Annotated in this window: 14 protein-coding genes and 1 tRNA gene; 1 reads left to right on the forward strand and 14 read right to left on the reverse strand. The window is 62.3% G+C overall.

What is annotated here, in order from left to right; genetic code table 11:
• Positions 1–758: 758 nt before the first annotated feature.
• Positions 759–834: transfer RNA gene (locus H7B90_RS07315), tRNA-Ala, on the reverse strand.
• 132 nt (positions 835–966) lie between these two features.
• Positions 967–1,428 carry a transcriptional regulator NrdR gene (nrdR, locus tag H7B90_RS07320; protein ID WP_185135202.1) on the reverse strand — a complete coding sequence of 154 codons (462 nt, stop codon included), beginning with the start codon at positions 1,426–1,428 and terminating at the stop codon, positions 967–969.
• Between the two features lie 121 nt (positions 1,429–1,549).
• Between nrdR and H7B90_RS07325 the strand changes: the two genes are divergently transcribed.
• Positions 1,550–1,771, forward strand: a complete 222-nt coding sequence (locus H7B90_RS07325; protein WP_185135203.1) for an alpha/beta-type small acid-soluble spore protein — start codon at positions 1,550–1,552, stop codon at positions 1,769–1,771.
• Positions 1,772–1,857: 86 nt separating this feature from the next.
• Here the strand turns inward: H7B90_RS07325 and H7B90_RS07330 are convergent, their stop codons facing one another.
• From H7B90_RS07330 to pstC, 12 genes are all read right to left on the reverse strand, one after another.
• Positions 1,858–2,436, reverse strand: coding sequence for a lytic transglycosylase domain-containing protein (locus H7B90_RS07330; RefSeq protein WP_185135204.1), 579 nt, complete (start codon positions 2,434–2,436; stop codon positions 1,858–1,860).
• On the reverse strand, positions 2,433–3,029 hold the full coding sequence (gene coaE / locus H7B90_RS07335) for a dephospho-CoA kinase (protein WP_185135205.1): 597 nt from the start codon (positions 3,027–3,029) through the stop codon (positions 2,433–2,435). The genes H7B90_RS07330 and coaE overlap by 4 nt, the downstream gene beginning before the upstream one ends.
• A gap of 18 nt (positions 3,030–3,047) precedes the next feature.
• Positions 3,048–3,740: a sporulation membrane protein YtaF gene (ytaF, locus tag H7B90_RS07340; RefSeq protein ID WP_185135206.1), complete on the reverse strand. Its 693-nt coding sequence runs from the start codon at positions 3,738–3,740 to the stop codon at positions 3,048–3,050.
• A gap of 101 nt (positions 3,741–3,841) precedes the next feature.
• Positions 3,842–4,810 (reverse strand): DNA-formamidopyrimidine glycosylase, encoded by a 969-nt coding sequence (gene mutM / locus H7B90_RS07345; protein ID WP_185135207.1) that lies wholly within the window; start codon positions 4,808–4,810, stop codon positions 3,842–3,844.
• Between the two features lie 85 nt (positions 4,811–4,895).
• On the reverse strand, positions 4,896–7,577 hold the full coding sequence (gene polA, locus H7B90_RS07350) for a DNA polymerase I (RefSeq protein ID WP_185135208.1): 2,682 nt from the start codon (positions 7,575–7,577) through the stop codon (positions 4,896–4,898).
• A 529-nt stretch (positions 7,578–8,106) separates the two neighbouring features.
• Positions 8,107–9,387 carry an EAL domain-containing protein gene (locus H7B90_RS07355; RefSeq protein WP_185135209.1) on the reverse strand — a complete coding sequence of 427 codons (1,281 nt, stop codon included), beginning with the start codon at positions 9,385–9,387 and terminating at the stop codon, positions 8,107–8,109.
• Positions 9,384–11,945 carry an EAL domain-containing protein gene (locus H7B90_RS07360; protein ID WP_185135210.1) on the reverse strand — a complete coding sequence of 854 codons (2,562 nt, stop codon included), beginning with the start codon at positions 11,943–11,945 and terminating at the stop codon, positions 9,384–9,386. Before H7B90_RS07360 ends, H7B90_RS07355 begins: the two co-directional genes overlap by 4 nt.
• Before the next feature lie 820 nt (positions 11,946–12,765).
• Complete coding sequence (gene phoU, locus H7B90_RS07365; RefSeq protein WP_185135248.1) at positions 12,766–13,425, reverse strand: phosphate signaling complex protein PhoU; 660 nt, start codon at positions 13,423–13,425, stop codon at positions 12,766–12,768.
• Positions 13,426–13,444: 19 nt separating this feature from the next.
• Positions 13,445–14,194 (reverse strand): phosphate ABC transporter ATP-binding protein PstB, encoded by a 750-nt coding sequence (gene pstB, locus H7B90_RS07370; protein WP_185135211.1) that lies wholly within the window; start codon positions 14,192–14,194, stop codon positions 13,445–13,447.
• 32 nt (positions 14,195–14,226) lie between these two features.
• Positions 14,227–14,985, reverse strand: coding sequence for a phosphate ABC transporter ATP-binding protein PstB (pstB, locus tag H7B90_RS07375; RefSeq protein ID WP_185135212.1), 759 nt, complete (start codon positions 14,983–14,985; stop codon positions 14,227–14,229).
• Between the two features lie 9 nt (positions 14,986–14,994).
• Complete coding sequence (gene pstA, locus H7B90_RS07380; protein WP_185135213.1) at positions 14,995–15,882, reverse strand: phosphate ABC transporter permease PstA; 888 nt, start codon at positions 15,880–15,882, stop codon at positions 14,995–14,997.
• The gene (gene pstC, locus H7B90_RS07385) at positions 15,879–16,817 is read right to left on the reverse strand and encodes a phosphate ABC transporter permease subunit PstC (RefSeq protein ID WP_185135214.1); all 939 of its coding nucleotides are present in this window, start codon (positions 16,815–16,817) and stop codon (positions 15,879–15,881) included. The genes pstA and pstC overlap by 4 nt, the downstream gene beginning before the upstream one ends.
• Positions 16,818–16,831 lie beyond the last annotated feature (14 nt).

Consider the following 16,831-nt stretch of genomic DNA (forward strand, 5'->3'; position numbering starts at 1 on the left):
ATAGACCTAAGTAGTAACGATAAATCGTACAAACTGCAACAGTAAGCAAAAAACAGCCCCAACAGGCTGCAGGATTAAAAAAATTGGTGGAGCCAGAACGGGGCATAACGATATCCTGATTAACTTTGCTGTCGAAGTGATTCGCCGAAGTAGAGCGCAGCGGTTGATATCGATGCCGTGCTCCTCCGTTGAAGATGCATCGAAGAAGTATTTCATCACTGCGTCCGCGCGGAACGACCCCCTGGGGTTCGCCCCCTTGTAACGCTCCACCAAACGCAAAAAAACGCGCCCTTATCGGCGCGTTCCATTTATGCGTTTGGTGGAGCCAGAACGGGGCATAACGATATTCTGATTAACTTTGCTGTCGAAGCCGATTCGCCGAAGTAGAGCGCAGCGGTTGATATCGATGCCGTGCTCGTCCGCCTCCGGCTCCCTGCGCGCGGAACGCCCCCGGGTTCGACCCCTTGGGAAACTCCACCAAAACAACAAAAAACCACGTCCGTAGACGTGGTGTTGGTTGTTGTTTTGGTGGAGCCAGAACGGGGCATAACGATACCCCGATTAACTTTGCTGTCGAAGTGATTCGCCGAAGTAGAGCGCAGCGGTAGATATCGATGCCGTGCTCCTCCGTTGATGCTAATTCAATGAAGTTTTTCATCACTTCGTCCGCGCGGAACGAATCCTGGGGTTCGCCCCCTTGTAACGCTCTACCAAACGCAAAAAAACGCGCCCTTATTGGCGCGTTCCATTTATGCGTTTGGTGGAGCCAAGGGGGATCGAACCCCTGACCTCATCGCTGCCAGCGATGCGCTCTCCCAGCTGAGCTATGGCCCCGTATCTCTTGCCGTCCTCGTGACGACAAGAATGAGTTTATCACGGCGGGCGACCACTTGTCAACGCTTTTGCGCATCCAAATTCAACAAAATCGCCCGCAAGCTCATTTGGCTAATTTTCTGCCGCAGAGCCTTAAATGCCGTGCTTGTTGATGAGCGAATTCAGCTCCTTCAAGAACATGTTGATGTCCTTGAACTGCCGGTACACCGACGCGAAGCGAACGTACGCGACCTCGTCGACGGCGTACAGCTGCTCCATCAGAAGCTCGCCGATGACGCGGCTCTCGATCTCCGGGTTCGCCGTGTTGCGAAGCTCCCGCTCCACGTTGGAGACGATCACTTCGAGCTGCTCGATCGACACGGGCCTTTTCTCGCAGGAGCGAAGAAGACCGCGCAGAACCTTGTCCCGGCTGAATTCCTCGCGCCCTCCGTCCTTCTTGATGACGATGAGCGGCGTCTCTTCGACCATCTCGAAGGTCGTGAAGCGGCGGCTGCATTGCTCGCATTCCCGGCGGCGGCGGATCGACTTGTTATCGTTGGCCGGCCTCGAGTCGAGCACCTTCGTGCCGTTGTAATCGCAGAATGGGCATCTCACGCGTATCTCGTCCTCCTCTCCGAATCGCTTTTCTCTATCCGTATTTTCCCATACCTTGGCTTACATGAAGCTTGAAGCATTGCACATAATACTTGTACCAACCGCAAGGAGGTGAACAACAATGGGTGCAGGATCCCGCAGCAGCAACGAGCTGGTCGTCCCTCAAGCATACGGTGCGCTGGACCAACTCAAGTATGAAGTGGCGCAAGAACTCGGTATTACCCTTCCGCAAGACGGCTACTATGGCAACATGGTTACCCGCGACACGGGTCATATCGGGGGTCAAATCACGAAGCGTCTGGTTCAGATCGCCGAACAGCAACTTGCAGGTCAATTCAGGTAATGGTCAGTAACGATAACGGAAAGCTTTGAGGCCGCAAGGCTTCAAGGCTTTCTCTTGTTTGCGCGCGCAACCGGAGTCCGCAGAAGTTATAAGTTCTTATGCACCTGCTTGTACTTCCCGTAATAATACAGAACCCGCTGGACGTAATGCCGAGTCTCTCCGAACGGGATATCCCCGATCGTGCTCTCTTCGCCGCTCCACGTCTTGTTCTTCAGCCACTGCCTCACGTTGCCGGGTCCGGCATTGTACGCCGCGAGCGACACGACCAGATTGCCGTCGAACTGGCGAAGCAGCTCCTGTATGTACCAGGTGCCGAGGCGGATGCCGACGTCCGGCTTGCGGCCGACGTCCTCCACCGTGACGGAGCCGAAGTTCTCCTTCTTCAGAATCCATTCGGCCGTGTCGGGCATGAGCTGCATAATGCCGAGCGCTCCCTTGGGCGACACCGCTTCCGGCTTGAAGTTCGATTCGACGCGGATAATGGAGGCGACGAGCAGCGGATCCAGCTGATACAGATTGGCGTTGCGGATGATTTCTTCCTTATAGTATATCGGATAGATCGTTCTGCCAAGCCATTCCGAGCGGATGAACAGAATTCCGATCACGATCGCGAGAAGCAGGAGCAGCAGCCTTCGTCTACGTTTGAACTTCTTGCCCTTCTTCATGGCCGAACCTTGTCCCGCCAGAACCGCTCGAGCTGCTCTTCCGTCTCCGCGAGGCCGGCGCTGTTGTCGATGACGTAATCGGCGAGCCGCTTCTTGTCCTCGATGTCCATCTGGGCGTCCAGCCGCTTCCGCGCTTCCTCTTCCGCGAGGCCGTCCCTCTCCATAAGCCGGGTTAGCTGAACGGAACGGGGCACGTAGACGACCAGGACTTGTTCAAAAAGAGATTGAAGCTTCGACTCGAAAAGCAGAGGCACGTCGACCACGACGAGCCGGTCCGGCCTCTCCGCCTCGAGCCGCTCCATTCTCTCCCTCATCAGGGCCCGGATCGCGGGGTGGGTAATCGCCTCCAGCGCCTTCCTCTCCGCCTCGTCCGAGAACACGATCTGGCCCAGCTTGCGCCGGTTCAGCGTGCCGTCCTCGTTCAGCACGGCTTGTCCGAACCGCTCCGCGATCTGCCGGAGAGGAGCCTGCCCGGGCTCCACGACCTCCCGGGCAATCCGGTCCGCGTCCACGAGCGCCGCGCCCCGCCTCTCCAGCATCTGGCTGACGGTGCTTTTGCCGGTGGCGATTCCGCCGGTTAATCCAATATTCATTACGCACCTCTTCTTTATCTATAACAGCTTCATGATTCCCATTACGATCAGGATAATGCCCGGAAGAACGGTCAATCTCCTCACCCAGCGGAGGCCCGCCACGACGAACCCGACCCGCATGCCGAGCCACAGGAACGAGCCGCTGGCGGCGGCGATCAGAGCCGCGGTGAGCAGCGGAGGGAACCCGACCAAGGCCGCTCCGATCCCCGCCCCGAACGCGTCGAGCGAGAGGGCCGTCCCGAGCAGCAGCGCTTCCCCTGCCGTAATGACTCCCGAACGGTCGACGTCGGCGACCGACGGCTTGCGAAGAATTTGAATGATAATGCCTAACCTTCTAAGCTCCAGCGTCCACACGGGAAGCCTCTCGGCGGTCGTCTCCTCTCGGTCCGGAGCGCGGGGACCCGGATTCTCCGATGCCGCGCCCTCTTCCTTCTCGCGATTCCGGAAGAACTGGACCAACGCCCATAGTCCGATGCCGATCAAGATCACGGCTCCGACGGAGGAGGCTCCTCGAGGAGACAGCCAACCGGACAACGCGACCCCGACCATCATCGAAGCGAGGATAATCAGGCCGGAGCAGACGGAGATGATGGCGACGGACGGAAGGGGAATCCGGATCTTGCGCAGGCCGTAGGTGATGCCGACTCCGAATCCGTCCAGACTGACCGCCATGGAGAGCAGTGCCAAAGACATCAAGCTGTAAGGGTGCATGCCGATCCTCCTGCATGGCGAAGCATGGTCGGTCCCGGCTTAGCCCGGGATCGCCTTCGACATCATCCTATGCAGGGCGGAGGGCGAATGCCCCCTCCGAATTAGTTGGCCGGGCGTTCGCCGCCCCCGGCTCCTTCGCCGTCGAGGCGAAGCTTCACCGCGTTCGCGCGCTTCCGGCGAGGGCCGGCCGATGCAGCCGCGGCCGATGCCGCGTTCGCAGTCGCCGCTTGAGACGCTCCCTTCGGAGGCTTCTGGCAGCGGAGACAGACGTGCGTTCCGCGTCCTCCCACCGTGAATTTGACGATCGGAGACGCGCATCGGTCGCAGGGCTCTCCCGTACGGCCGTACGCGCGCAGCTGATGCTGGAACATGCCCATCTCGCCTTGGCCGTTGACGTACGACTTGACCGAGGAGCCTCCGGCTTCCACCGCCGACTGGAGCGTGGCGCGAATCGCCTCGTACAGGCGGCTCTTCTCCGGGCCGCTCAGCGTATCCGCGGTCCGCTCCGGGTGAATGCCGGCCAGGTGAAGCGCTTCGTCGACGTAGATGTTGCCGAGGCCGACGATGACCTCCTGGTTCAGCAGCAGCGGCTTGATCTTCGTCGTCCGCTTGCCGAGCGCCTTGCGGAACGCGTCCGGCGTGAACGCGTCGTCCAACGGCTCGAGGCCGAGCTTCTTCAGCGGCGGCGAGAGGAACTCCTCCCCGGGCGCGAACAGGTGCATCGTCCCGAATTGGCGGACATCTTTATATCGTAAGGCGGTACCATCCGTAAAATGGAAAATCACGTGTGTATGCGTCTCGACGGGCTCCTCGTCGCGGTACAAGCCGTAACGGCCTTCCATGCGAAGATGGGACACGAGCACGAGGCCGTCCAGAACGAGCCTCAGGAACTTGCCGCGCCGTTCCGCGCCCAGGAACGTTCGGCCTTCGAGCATGGCGGCGAACGCGGCGGGATCGTCCGGCTTCTGCAGGATGCGGGGCAGACGGACCGTCACGCTCCGGACCGTTTTGCCGGTTATTAAGCTGTTCAAGGTGCGGCGCACCGTCTCGACCTCCGGAAGCTCCGGCATCGTCCATCCTCCCCCTTATTCTATGCTTGTCTCTCATTATATAGGATAGCAAAGGCCTGAACCACCCGGTTCAGGCCGTTTGACTTTATTTGGCTTCGTACCAGTTGACCCCGAAGTTGACGTCCGCCTTGAGCGGAACGTCGAGCGGGAACGCCCTGGCCATCGTCTCCGGAACGAGCTTCTTCATCGTCTCGAGTTCCTCCGGCGGAACCTCGAAGACGAGTTCGTCGTGCACCTGCAGGAGCATCCGGCTCTTCAGGCCGCGTTCGCGCAGCTCCTCGTCCATCCGGACCATCGCCAGCTTGATAATATCCGCCGCCGTCCCCTGGATCGGCGTGTTCATGGCCGTTCTCTCGGCGAACGATCGGAGATTGAAGTTCGAAGCGCGAATGTCCGGCAGGTAACGGCGCCTCTCGAGCAGCGTCTTCACGTAACCGTCCTGCTTGGCTTGGGCGACGATGTCGTCCATATATTTGCGCACGCCCGGGAAGGCGTTGAAGTACTGCTCGATGAACGCGGCCGCTTCCTTCCGCGTGATGTTCAGGTTCTGCGACAGGCCGTAATCGCTGATCCCGTAGACGATGCCGAAGTTGACCGCCTTCGCTTGGCGGCGCATGTTCGAATCGACTTGGTCGGCCGGAACTCCGAACACGTCCATGGCCGTCTTCGTATGGACGTCCATCTCGTTGCGGAACGCTTCCTTCAGCCCCTCGTCCCCGGAGATATGGGCGAGAACGCGCAGCTCGATCTGCGAATAGTCCGCCGCCACGATGTGCCAGCCCGGCTCGGACGGCACGAACGCCTTGCGGATCTGGCGCCCTTCCTCCAGGCGGATCGGGATGTTCTGCAGGTTCGGGAACTGGCTGCTGAGCCGCCCCGTCGCCGCGATCGTCTGGCGGTAGTACGTGTGGATCTTCCCGTCTTCAGGCCTGATCTCCTTGAGCAGCCCTTCGATATAAGTCGACTGGAGCTTCGTCAGCGTCCGGTAATGCAGGATGAGCCGCACGATCTCGTGGTAGGGTTCCAGCTTCTCGAGCACTTCCGCGTCCGTCGAATAGCCGGTCTTCGTCTTCTTGATGACGGGCAGGCCCAGCTTGTCGAACAGCACTTCGCCGAGCTGCTTCGGGGAGCCGATGTTGAACTCGAAGCCCGCCAGCCGGTAGATCTCGCTCATGATTCTCTCGATGCCGCTCTGGAACTCCTTGCCCAGCTCCTCGAGCGCCTCGGCTCTCACCGAGATGCCCTGCTTCTCCATGCCGGCCAGAATGACGGCGAGCGGCTGCTCCAGCTCGTAATAGAGCGTGCGCATGCCGGCCTTGTCCAGCTCTTCGGCGAGCGGCCGGGCGAGCCGACGGACCGCGTCCGCCTTGGCGGCCAGATGGGCGGCCAGCGCTTCGTCGTCCGGGACGCGGAACTTCGCGCCTTTGCCGAAGACCGCTTCGTCGAACGGGATCGAAGGCAATCCCATGCGCTGGAGGAGTCCGGCGAGCGACGGGTCGGCCTCGGTCGGATCGAGCAGGTAGGCCGCCAGTTGCACGTCGAACGATTGGCCGCGCAGCTCGATTCCCGAGCGGGCCAGCACGAGCTCCGCCTTGTGCAGGTCGTAGCCCGTTATCGCGGCGTCGGCGTCGGCCAGCCAATCGCGCAGAGCGGCGGCTTCGTTCGAGAAAAGCGAAGCATAGGGAACGACGTAGACGCGTTCCCCGGCCGCGATCGCGAGCCCGATGCCCTCGCTCTGGTGCGGGTTCTCGCCGTGCGACTCCACGACGAGCGCCTCCGCCCGCTTCAGCGCTCCGTTCAGCGCTTCCCACTCGGCCGGACCGGCTACCCACACCGTCTCGTAGGAGGCTTGATGGGCTGCCTCGCCCTCTGCGCCTCCTCCGGCCTGGGTCGCTCCCGACAAGTCCAACCGCTCGATGAGCGACTTGAATTCGAGCTTGCGGAACGCCGCCGCCAGCTCCGCCGGGTCGTACCCGGTCCAACGCAGCTCGTCCCACGTCTGCTGCAGCGGAACCTCCCGGAAGATCGTCGCCAGCCGCTTGCTCATCCGGGCGTCTTCATGATGGCTTCGAATATTTTCGCCCAGCTTGCCCTTGATCTCTCCCATGTGCTCCAGCACGTTCTCGACGGTGCCATACTCCGCCAGCAGCTTCAGCGCCGTCTTCTCCCCGACTCCCGGCACGCCGGGAATGTTGTCGGAGGAGTCGCCCATCAGCCCCTTCAGATCGATGATCTGCTGCGGCGTCAGGCCATAGCGGGAGGCGATCTCCTCCGGCGTGTAGCGCTCGACCTCGCTCACGCCCTTGCGCGTCAGCAGCACGGTCACCCGGTCGGAGGCGAGCTGCAGCATGTCCTTGTCGCCGGAGACGACGACGGCCGTCTGCCCCTGCTCATCGGCGAGGCGCGTCAGCGTGCCGATGATGTCGTCGGCTTCGTAGCCGCCCAGCTCGAACTGCTGGATCGAGAACGAGGCCAGCAGCTCCTTGAGCAGGGGGAACTGCTCGGACAGTTCCGGAGGCGTCTTCTCGCGGCCTCCCTTGTAATCTTCGTAGCCCTCGTGGCGGAACGTCGCCTTGCCCGCGTCGAAGGCAACGAGCAGGTGCGTCGGCTTCTCCTCCTCGAGCACCTTCAGAAGCATCGTCGTGAAGCCGAACACCGCGTTCGTATGCAATCCGCTGCTGTTCGTCAGAGGCGGCATCGCGTAGAACGCGCGGTACACGATGCTGTTGCCGTCGATCAGAAGCACTTTCTGCTTGTCGTCTCCCATTATCCAACCACCTTATCCGCAGCTTGCCTATTCTACGTTTATCATACCATAAGGGCCGCTCGCAGGCGACGAGAGGATGGATGCGTTCTCACGGCGCGGAGGCGCTGAAGTGTCTCCGCCGCTGAGCCGCTTTGCGACATCCTCCCGTTCGCGAGCGAATTTGTCTCAGCCACTGAGTTACTTGGGTTCATATCCCCGCTTTTCCTCGAATTTGACTCAGTCGCTGAGGTGCTTTCCGCCAGAATCCCGTTTGCGTTCGAATTTGACTCAGCTACTGAGTTACTTGGGCCTATATCCCCGCTATTCCTCGAATTTGACTCAGTCACTGAGGTACTTTCCGCCAATTTCCCATCTGCGTTTGAATGTAACTCAGCCACTGAGCTACTTTCCGTTGAGTTGCTTGGGTTCGGTTCCCAGCCGCAGAGGTCCTTTCGCCAGACTCCCCACTCCTCACTCCCCCCTCCCCTCCCGCCCGCCTACCATTTCCGCTCTTGCCCTCCCTCTCCCGCCGCCCGACAAAAAAAACGGCTCACCCGTTGGGCAAGCCGTCGCGGACCGGATCGTCCGCGTATTCGCCGGGCCGTCCGAGCAGATAGCCTTGGCCGAAGTCGATCCCGACCCGCCGCGCCAGCCTCAGCTCCTCCGGCCTCTCGATTCCTTCCGCCACCGTCCGGATGTTCATCCGCTTGGCGAAGCGGACGAACGTCCGCAGCATCTGCTTCTTCATCTCGTCCCGATCCGCGTTCTGCACGAGCGACTTGTCGACCTTGATGTAATCCGGGCTCAGCTCGACGATCGATTGCAGCGACGAATAGCCGGCCCCCGCGTCGTCGATGGCGATCTCGTACCCTTGGCTCCGATAATGCCGCAGAATCTTCTTCGCCTCTTCGAAGTCGTCGATCGAACTCCGCTCCGTCAGCTCCAGGACGACCTGACCCGGCTGCAGCCCTCTCTGCCTCAGCCATTGCGCCGTCTGCCCGGAGACGAATCCGGGATCGTTCATGATGCCCAGCGTGACGTTGATGAAAATCTTCTGAACCCCGTTCAGCGAAGGGCTGCTTCCGATCGCCTTCTCCCGCGCCAGACGGTCCAGCGCGAAGGCGTAGCCCTCCCGCTCGGCGAAGTTGAACAGCGCGAGCGGCCCGTCGAACCGGCTCCCGGGCGGGCAGCGGGTCAACGCCTCGTAGCCGAACACTTCCCCCGTGCCGATTCTCGTGATCGGCTGGTACACGCTGCGGATGCTTCGCTCCTTAAGCAGCCGCTCCATCTCCGCCCGCAGCTCCAGGTCCGCCGAATCCCGGTCCCCGGACAGGCTCCGCATGCGTCCGACCGCGGCCAGCATGCCTTCGTACAGCGAATCCTTAAGATCGATTCCCGCCTTCAAGGGCAGAACGGCGGCCCCGGTTCCGCGAACGGCGACGCCGGAAGCCTCAATCGGCGCCGTCCCCGCCTCCGCCGACAGCAGGCGCCTCAGCCTTCCGGCCACCCGCGTCAGGTGCGCTTCCGCCGCAGTTCCCGCTCCTCCCCGGACCGGGATCTCCACGCCGATCCAGAGATGACTCCCCAGCTCGTCCACGAACCACAGCCTCTCGCCGGGGAAGGCCTTCGCGAGCCAATCGTTCCATCGGCCGTCATTCGAATTCGCTCCTTCCGGGTCCGCGGCGACGGAAGAGGCGCCGGATTCGGCGTCTCTCCGATCGATGCAGACGAGGCCGATCGAAGCCGCCTCGGCTTCCCGGCCCGACGCGAGCTCCGTTACGCGCTCCTTCAGCCGTTCCCATCCGTTTATATTCAACCAGGATGTCATCATGATGTGGACTCCGTTCCAACCGTAATTGTTGACATCGTTCCGCCGGCCGGCGACCAGGAGAGGGATTCCCAGACGAGCGCGTTGCCCCGCTGCCTCTTCGCCCGCTTCTTCAGCAGAGCCGCCCTCTCCGCGAGCAGATCCGGCGTCCAGCCTCCCGTCTGCTCGCAGAGCAGAAGGGACAAGGACAGCGAGAGCCCGTCCGCGTCCGCGGGCAAGCCGTCCCGGTCGAGCACGGGGCCCGCGTCCTTGCCGACATAGCCGGAGATGCCTTTCTCGAATTGTTCGAGGATCGCGCTGGCCAGCTCGATCGAGCCGTCGCACGCCGAGACGACGATGAAGTCGTCCCCGCCGATATGCCCGACGAAGCCGTCTTCTTGGCCTTGCGCCCGGGCGCAGGCGAGCAGCGTCTCCGCGGTGAAGCGGATCACCTCGTCGCCGCGGTGGAAGCCGAACCGATCGTTGAACCATTTGAAGTGGTCGACGTCGGCGTAGAGCACCGCGAACGGCTTGCCGTCGCCGATTCGCCTCGTCAGCTCCCGGCGGATCGGCTCGTTGCCCGGCAGGCCGGTCAGCGGGTTGGCCCATTGGGCGTCGGCCATGCGGGCGTGCGTCACCCACTCGAGCAGCGCCCGGATCGAGGCGATTCCCCGGACGACGCCGTCCCTCGTCACGACGACGGCGTCGTACAGCTTGTCCGGCTCGCGGGACATCGCCATCTGCGAGACGAGATCGATCGGCGTCGCCTCGTCGACGGTCATCGGCTGGGTATCCATGATTTTGCCGACGGGGCGGTTCCAATAGAGGGGCAGCCCGAATTGGCCGGACAGCATCTGATGCAGCTTCTCCTTCATGAGCAGGCCGACGGGGCGGCCTTCCTCCGCGATGACGAAGCCGTGCGCCTCCCGATGGCTCTCGAAGTGCCGGGCGATCTCCGACACGGGCGTATCCCGGCCGAACGTCTCCACCGGCATCGTCAGCTCCGACAGCGAGCCGGCCTCCTTGCGGTAGCGCTTGTTCACTTCGAAGCGGATTCTCTCCCGGACGGAGGGCGCGGTGGCGGAAGGCTTCGCTTCCTCCGGGCCGATCCAGCTTCCCCGGCCGTACCCGATCCCGCCGGAGACGAGCGGCCCGAGCTGGGATTCCCGATCGATGCCGGTCGCCAGAAGGACGACTTGCTCCTTGCGCGCCAGCGCGGCGAGCGCCCCGAGAAGCGTCTCGTCGACCGTTCGGCCCGGATGCCGGGTCAACGTTCCCGCCGCCGGCGAAGCCTCGCCCGATGGCCGCCCGGAGCCGCCGCTGCCTCCGATGCCGCTAGAGCCGCCGGAGCCGTCAAGGTCCCGCTCCATCCAGCTCACGTCGATCTCGGCGTAATCCGGGTGCAGCTCCAGCATTCGCCGCAGCGAATTCCGGTCGACGGAGAGCCCGGAGAGGGAGATGCGGAAGCCCTGCACGCGGTAATGACGCAACGCGGCGCGGAGCGCCCGTTCGTCGAGCTCTTCCCCTTCGGGCCTTAGGGCGAACCGAAGCACGACGTGCTCCGGCCTTAAGCCCGCGGCTTCGATGCGCCTTAACGTCGTCCCGGGATACAGCCTCGCGTCGTAGATGATGCCGGCCGGCACCGGAAGGAACAGCTTCGCTTCCCCGCGGCGTATCGGCAAGCCGCGGATCGCCGTCTCGCGGAACCGCCGGTCGCATTCGTACAGCCGTCCGCCCGCTTCGGCTTCGGCGAACATCTCGTCCGCCGGCCATCTCTCGCCGGTAGAGACGCGGTACGGAACCGCCTCGTAGCCGAACAAGGTGCCGTCCAGCAGCGAGACGATCGGCGAATAACGCACTTCGAAGTCCAAGCTGCCTTCAGACGGAATCGAGCGAGACGGCCTGCACCGAAGCTCGGACGACGGCGCCAGCGATCGCCGCCAGGCCGTCTGCCACGCGGCGAGAAGGGCGTTCTCCGTCCGGCTTCCGTCCGCCCTTCTCCGCTCCTCGCTGTCGGCCTCCTCCCGGTTGGGCCTCTCCCGATCGAACCGCTCCACCTCGGCTGCCCCGCAGCGAATCGCCGTTTGCCCGCCAAGCCGCTTCGCCGCTTTCCCCGCCATCGCCGCGGCGATCATATCGCGCAGCAGATAAGCGAGACGGCCGAGCAAGTCGTCTTCGCTGCCTCTCCACTGGACGTCCCGAGCGCAGGCGAGCAGGATGAGCTCGGTTCCGGATTGCTTCCAATAGACCTCGCAGTCGGAATCGACCGAGAACCGCAGCGCGATGCTGCGGAACAGTCTCCGCATCCGCAAGGCTTCGGTCCGGCCGAATCCGCCTCGGCTCCCTTCGCCGTCGAGCGATCCGCCGGCAATGGATCGGCCCGCGATCGATCCGCCGAAGGCCTGTCCTCCGAGGTCGTTCGCCTCTCCGCCGTCTCCCCGGTTCGCTGGAGCGGCGCCGCCGCTCCAGCTCGCGACGAGCAGGCACACCGAGCCGTTGGCCAGCCTCTCCGCGATCCGCTTCAGCCATTCTCCGTCCATCCAATCTCCGTTCAACCATGGGCCGTGGCGTTCCTTGCGCACAAGCAACTCCCCCGATTCAATGGACTTTACCGCGAACATCCGCCTAGCCGCCATCCTCCCGGATAGGGCTCTTGTACTAGTCGAGTATTGTTCATATACCGTATCACCGGGATGTGATGACAAATTCGCCCTTTTGTAAATCGAACGTAAAATCCGCAGGAATCGACATAACGCCATTGCGTTCCCCCCTCGAGCCTAAGCGCAGCCCGGTCTCTCTCTGGGCGCGCGCTCCCGTTCAGCTCGCTCCATCGCTGCTATCCTATGTACGCAACCTGATCCCTCCCTTACGCGTCGCCCCCCTACTTTCGGCCCATTCACCTTGTCAAAAAAACTTCTTCCCTCGAGCTCCCTCGCTCTGCCCGGCGCTCCCATGGCTCCCGCGCCAGCTCCCGCGTGTCGGTTCACCGCCGTCCCAGCCGGGCTTCCGCGTCACCCGACCCTATTTGTTATCCGGGCTCAGAGTCGCTGATCGGGGTGGAGATCGCGTCGAGTTGAGCTTCTATAGGGGTACCTGGTTCCCGTTACGATTGGGGGAGGCGCTATTGCGCCGCTATTTCGTTCCGGAAGCCCCTTTTCCCCTCAATTCCCCTAAATAAGGTCGCTGGAGTTCGTTAGAGATTCAAAATGAGCTTATGACGCGAAATAGCATCTCCTGGTTCGTTAGAGCAAAAAGGGGCCTATGAACCGGAAGCACGGGATTCCGATCGCAACCATGAACGAGACATCCCTGTCTCCATATCCCAAGAAGCTCGTTAGCGAAAGGGTCATTCGTAAAAAAAGCCGCGTCCCAAAGCGGAACGCGGCCCTCCGATTCTCTCGGCTATTGGTTCAAATCCGGTCGCTTGCCGACGACGAGGAACACGACGCTCTCGCCGATGTTCGTCGCGTGGTCGGCGATCCGCTCGATATAGCGTCCGACGAAGCTGAGGTACATCGCCTGGGTGACCGTCTTCGGGTTCTCCGCCATGAGCGAGAACATCTCCCGCAGAATCTGCGAATACAGCGCGTCTACCTGGTCGTCGTCCTTGGCCATCTTGTACGCCAGGTCGACGTTCTCGTCGATGTACGACTGGATCGACTCGACGATCATCGAGCGCACGATAAGCGCCATGCGCGGCAGGTCGTGCAGCGGCTTCATCAGCGTCTGCCCTTCGAGGCGCAGCACGACCTTCGCGATGTCGACCGACAGATCGCCCATCCGCTCCAGGTCGGAGGAGATCTTCAGCGCCACGAGAATGCGGCGCAAGTCCTTGGCGACCGGCTGCTGCGTGGCGATCAGCTTCGCTCCCAGATCGGAGATCTTCTCCTCGATCTGGTTGATCAGCGGGTCTTCCTTCACGACGGCTCGCGCCGCTTCCGCGTCCAGCTTCTCCAGCGCGCTCATCGAATCCGCGAGAGCCCGCTCCACGCGGCCCCCCATCTCGACGAGCATGTTCTGCAGTTGTTCCAGCCCGATATCGAATTCCCTGCGCGTCACCATCGATTCTCCCACATCCCCTTCATCCGAATCTTCCCGAGATATAATCTTCCGTCCGCTGATCGACCGGCGAGGAGAACAGCGTCTGCGTATCCGCCGCTTCCACCACTTCCCCGTTCAGGAAAAACACCGTGCGGTCCGAGATGCGCGCCGCTTGATGCATATTGTGGGTGACCATGACGATCGTGTATTGCTTGCACAGCTCGCGGGTCAGCTCTTCGATCTTCGTCGTCGAGATCGGGTCGAGCGCCGACGTCGATTCGTCCATGAGCAGAATGTCCGGCTCCACGGCGAGCGCGCGGGCGATGCACAGCCGCTGCTGCTGGCCGCCGGACAGGCTCCAGGCCGACTTCTTCAGCACGTCCTTCACTTCTTCCCACAAGGACGCGGACCGAAGGCTCTTCTCCACCAGCTCGTCGAGCTCCGCCTTCTTCGTCCTTCCGTGAAGCCGGGGCCCGTACGCCACGTTGTCGTAGATCGACTTCGGGAACGGGTTCGGCTGCTGGAACACCATCCCGACGCGCTTGCGCAGGAATTCGACCTCCGTGTCCGAAGCGTAAATATCGCGTCCCTGAATCGAGACGGTCCCTTCGATCCGCACGCCCGGAATCGAGTCGTTCATCCGGTTCAGCGTGCGCAGCAGCGTCGACTTCCCGCAGCCGGAAGGACCGATGAAGGCCGTGACGCTGCGTTCCGGGATCGACAGGTCCACGTTCTTCAGGGCTTGGAACTCGCCGTAATACAATTGAAGCTTCTCGATCTCGATAATCATGAGGCCAGCTCCTTCTCCTCTCCGGTCGCCGCTTAGCCGAAGCGCCCCGAGATGTAATCGTCCGTCGACTTCCGGGACGGGTTCGTGAACATTCTGTTCGTGTCGTCGTATTCGATCAGGTCGCCGAGGAAGAAGAACGCCGTCTTGTCCGAGATCCGGGCCGCCTGCTGCATGTTGTGCGTAACGATGACGATCGTGTATTCCTTCTTCAGCTCGGCGATCAGCTCTTCGATTTTGGCGGTGGACACCGGATCGAGCGCCGACGCCGGTTCGTCCATGAGCAGAATGCTCGGGCGCACCGCCAGCGATCGGGCGATGCACAGCCGCTGCTGCTGACCGCCGGACAACGCGAGGCCCGACTGGTGCAGACGGTCCTTCACTTCGTCCCACAGAGCCGTCTTGCGCAGGCATTCCTCGACGATCCGGTCAAGCTCCTTCTTATTGCGGATTCCGTGATAGCGCGGTCCGAAGGCGACGTTCTCGTAGATCGACTTGTGAAAAGGGTTCGGGCGCTGCCAGACCATGCCGATCTTCTGGCGCAGGCGAACGACGTCCGTCCCCGGATCGCAGATGTTCTCTCCGCCGATCCAGACCTCGCCTTCGATGCGGGCCCCGGGAATCAGATCGTTCATCCGGTTCAGCGACCGGAGGAACGTCGACTTGCCGCACCCGGAAGGCCCGATCAGCGCGACGACCTGGCGGTCGGGGAAGTCCATGCTGATCTTTTTGACCGCATGCTTCTCGCCGTAATACACCGATAGATCCTTCGTATAGAAAGCGTGCTCGCTCATGGGCTCCTCCTACTTGCTCGCGGTTAATTTGCGGTACAGGGCGCGGCCGAACCAACGGGCGCCCAGGTTGAACAGCAGCACCATGATGACCAGCACGGCGGAAGCCCCCGCCGCGATCTCGGGAGCGTCGGGCGCCAGCCCTTCGCTGTTGATCTTCCAGATATGGACCGCCAGCGTCTCCGCGGGGCGGAGCGGATTGAGCGGCGAGGTCGGGTGCAGCGGATTCCAGTCGGTGAAGTCGAGGCGCGGCGAGCTCATCCCCGCGGTGAACAGCAAGGCGGCGGCTTCGCCGAATACCCGGCCGGCGGCCAGAATCGAGCCCGTCACGATCGACGGAAGCGCGACCGGCAGCATGACGGACGTGATCGTTTTCCACCGGGACATCCCGAGCGCGAGGCCGGCTTCCTTCTGCTCCCGGGGCACGCTGCGCAGCGACTGCTCCGTCAGGCGGACCATCATCGGCAGGTTGAACACCGTCAGCGCCAGCGCGCCGGACAGCAGCGAATAGCCGAGGTTGAACGTGTTGACGATAACGAGAAGGCCGAACAGACCGACGACGATAGAAGGGAACGAGGACAGCACTTCCACCACGAGGCGGATGAAGCCGGTGAGCCGGTTCGGCTTCGCGTACTCGCTCATATAGATCCCCGCTCCGAGACCGAGCGGGATGGTTATGATCATAGTCAGGACCAGCAGGAACAGCGAGTTGAACAATTGCGGCCCGATGCCGCCCCCCTCCTTGATCGCTTGCGGGAAGGAGGTCAGGAAGTGGAAGTCGATGTGCCGGACGCCGCGCACGAGAAGGAAGCCGAGCAGCCCGGCGAGAACGGCCATAATCAGAACGGCTACGGCGATAATGACTCCGGTGGCGATCCGGTCGACGGTCTTCGCTCTCATCGCTTCACTCTCCTCTCCAGCATGCGGACGACGAAGACGAACAGGAACGTCATCATCAGCAAGATGAGCGCAAGGCTCCATAACGCGTTATTGTGAAGCGAGCCGGAAGTCGTGTTGCCCATCTCCAGCGTAATGATGGAAGTCAGCGTCGTGGCCGACTCGAACAGCGAATGCGGAATATGCGGCGCGTTGCCGATAACCATCTGCACGGCGAGCGCCTCGCCGAACGCGCGCGCGATGCCGAGCACGACGCCGGTCAGCAGCGAAGGCAGCGTCGTCGGCAGAATGATGCGCGAGATCGTCTGCCATCTCGTCGCTCCGAGAGCGTACGAGCCTTCCTTCAGACCGTTCGGCAGGCTGCGGAGCGAGTCCGTCGCGATCGTGGTGATCGTCGGCAGAATCATGATCGACAGCACGAGAGCGCCGGCCAGCACGCCGACCCCTTGTCCGGGGAACGTATCCCGCAGGAACGGCACGATGACGGACAGGCCGACGAAGCCGTAGACGACGGACGGGATGCCCGCCAGCAGCTCGATCGCCGGCTGCAGCACGGTCTTGCCGAACTTCGGCATGATCTCCGTCATATAGATCGAAGCGCAGAAGGCGAGCGGAGCGGCGATGATCGCGGCGAACAGGGAAGTCGCGAACGAGCCGAACAGGAACGGCAGCGCGCCGAACAGCGGCGGCTCCCCTTCCGGCTTCCACTTGAGGCCCAGCAGCATGTCCTTCAGCGCGACTCCCTGGGATACGAACGGCGCGAGGCCGCGGGACGCGATGAAGTAAACGATGGAGAAGATGGTCACGATCATGAGCAAAACGCAGAAGTATACATAGATCTTGCCGCGAATCTCTTCGGCGACGTGCCGCTGCTTCCGCTCGCGCGGCTTCGCGCCGGATTCGGCGGATGATTGAACGTTGGACGTTGGTATATTCATGCAAGCCTCTCCTT

Source organism: Cohnella xylanilytica, assembly GCF_014212175.1.
Lineage (GTDB): Bacteria > Bacillota > Bacilli > Paenibacillales > Paenibacillaceae > Cohnella > Cohnella xylanilytica.

Bases quoted from the DNA above. Each gene is read 5' to 3' on its own strand.
- H7B90_RS07325 (WP_185135203.1), top strand. From the start codon at position 1,550: ATGGGTGCAGGATCCCGCAGCAGCAACGAGCTGGTCGTCCCTCAAGCA.
- H7B90_RS07330 (WP_185135204.1), bottom strand. From the start codon at position 2,436: ATGAAGAAGGGCAAGAAGTTCAAACGTAGACGAAGGCTGCTGCTCCTG.
- coaE (WP_185135205.1), bottom strand. From the start codon at position 3,029: ATGAATATTGGATTAACCGGCGGAATCGCCACCGGCAAAAGCACCGTC.
- ytaF (WP_185135206.1), bottom strand. From the start codon at position 3,740: ATGCACCCTTACAGCTTGATGTCTTTGGCACTGCTCTCCATGGCGGTC.
- mutM (WP_185135207.1), bottom strand. From the start codon at position 4,810: ATGCCGGAGCTTCCGGAGGTCGAGACGGTGCGCCGCACCTTGAACAGC.
- polA (WP_185135208.1), bottom strand. From the start codon at position 7,577: ATGGGAGACGACAAGCAGAAAGTGCTTCTGATCGACGGCAACAGCATC.
- H7B90_RS07355 (WP_185135209.1), bottom strand. From the start codon at position 9,387: ATGATGACATCCTGGTTGAATATAAACGGATGGGAACGGCTGAAGGAG.
- phoU (WP_185135248.1), bottom strand. From the start codon at position 13,425: ATGGTGACGCGCAGGGAATTCGATATCGGGCTGGAACAACTGCAGAAC.
- pstB (WP_185135211.1), bottom strand. From the start codon at position 14,194: ATGATTATCGAGATCGAGAAGCTTCAATTGTATTACGGCGAGTTCCAA.
- pstB (WP_185135212.1), bottom strand. From the start codon at position 14,985: ATGAGCGAGCACGCTTTCTATACGAAGGATCTATCGGTGTATTACGGC.
- pstA (WP_185135213.1), bottom strand. From the start codon at position 15,882: ATGAGAGCGAAGACCGTCGACCGGATCGCCACCGGAGTCATTATCGCC.
- pstC (WP_185135214.1), bottom strand. From the start codon at position 16,817: ATGAATATACCAACGTCCAACGTTCAATCATCCGCCGAATCCGGCGCG.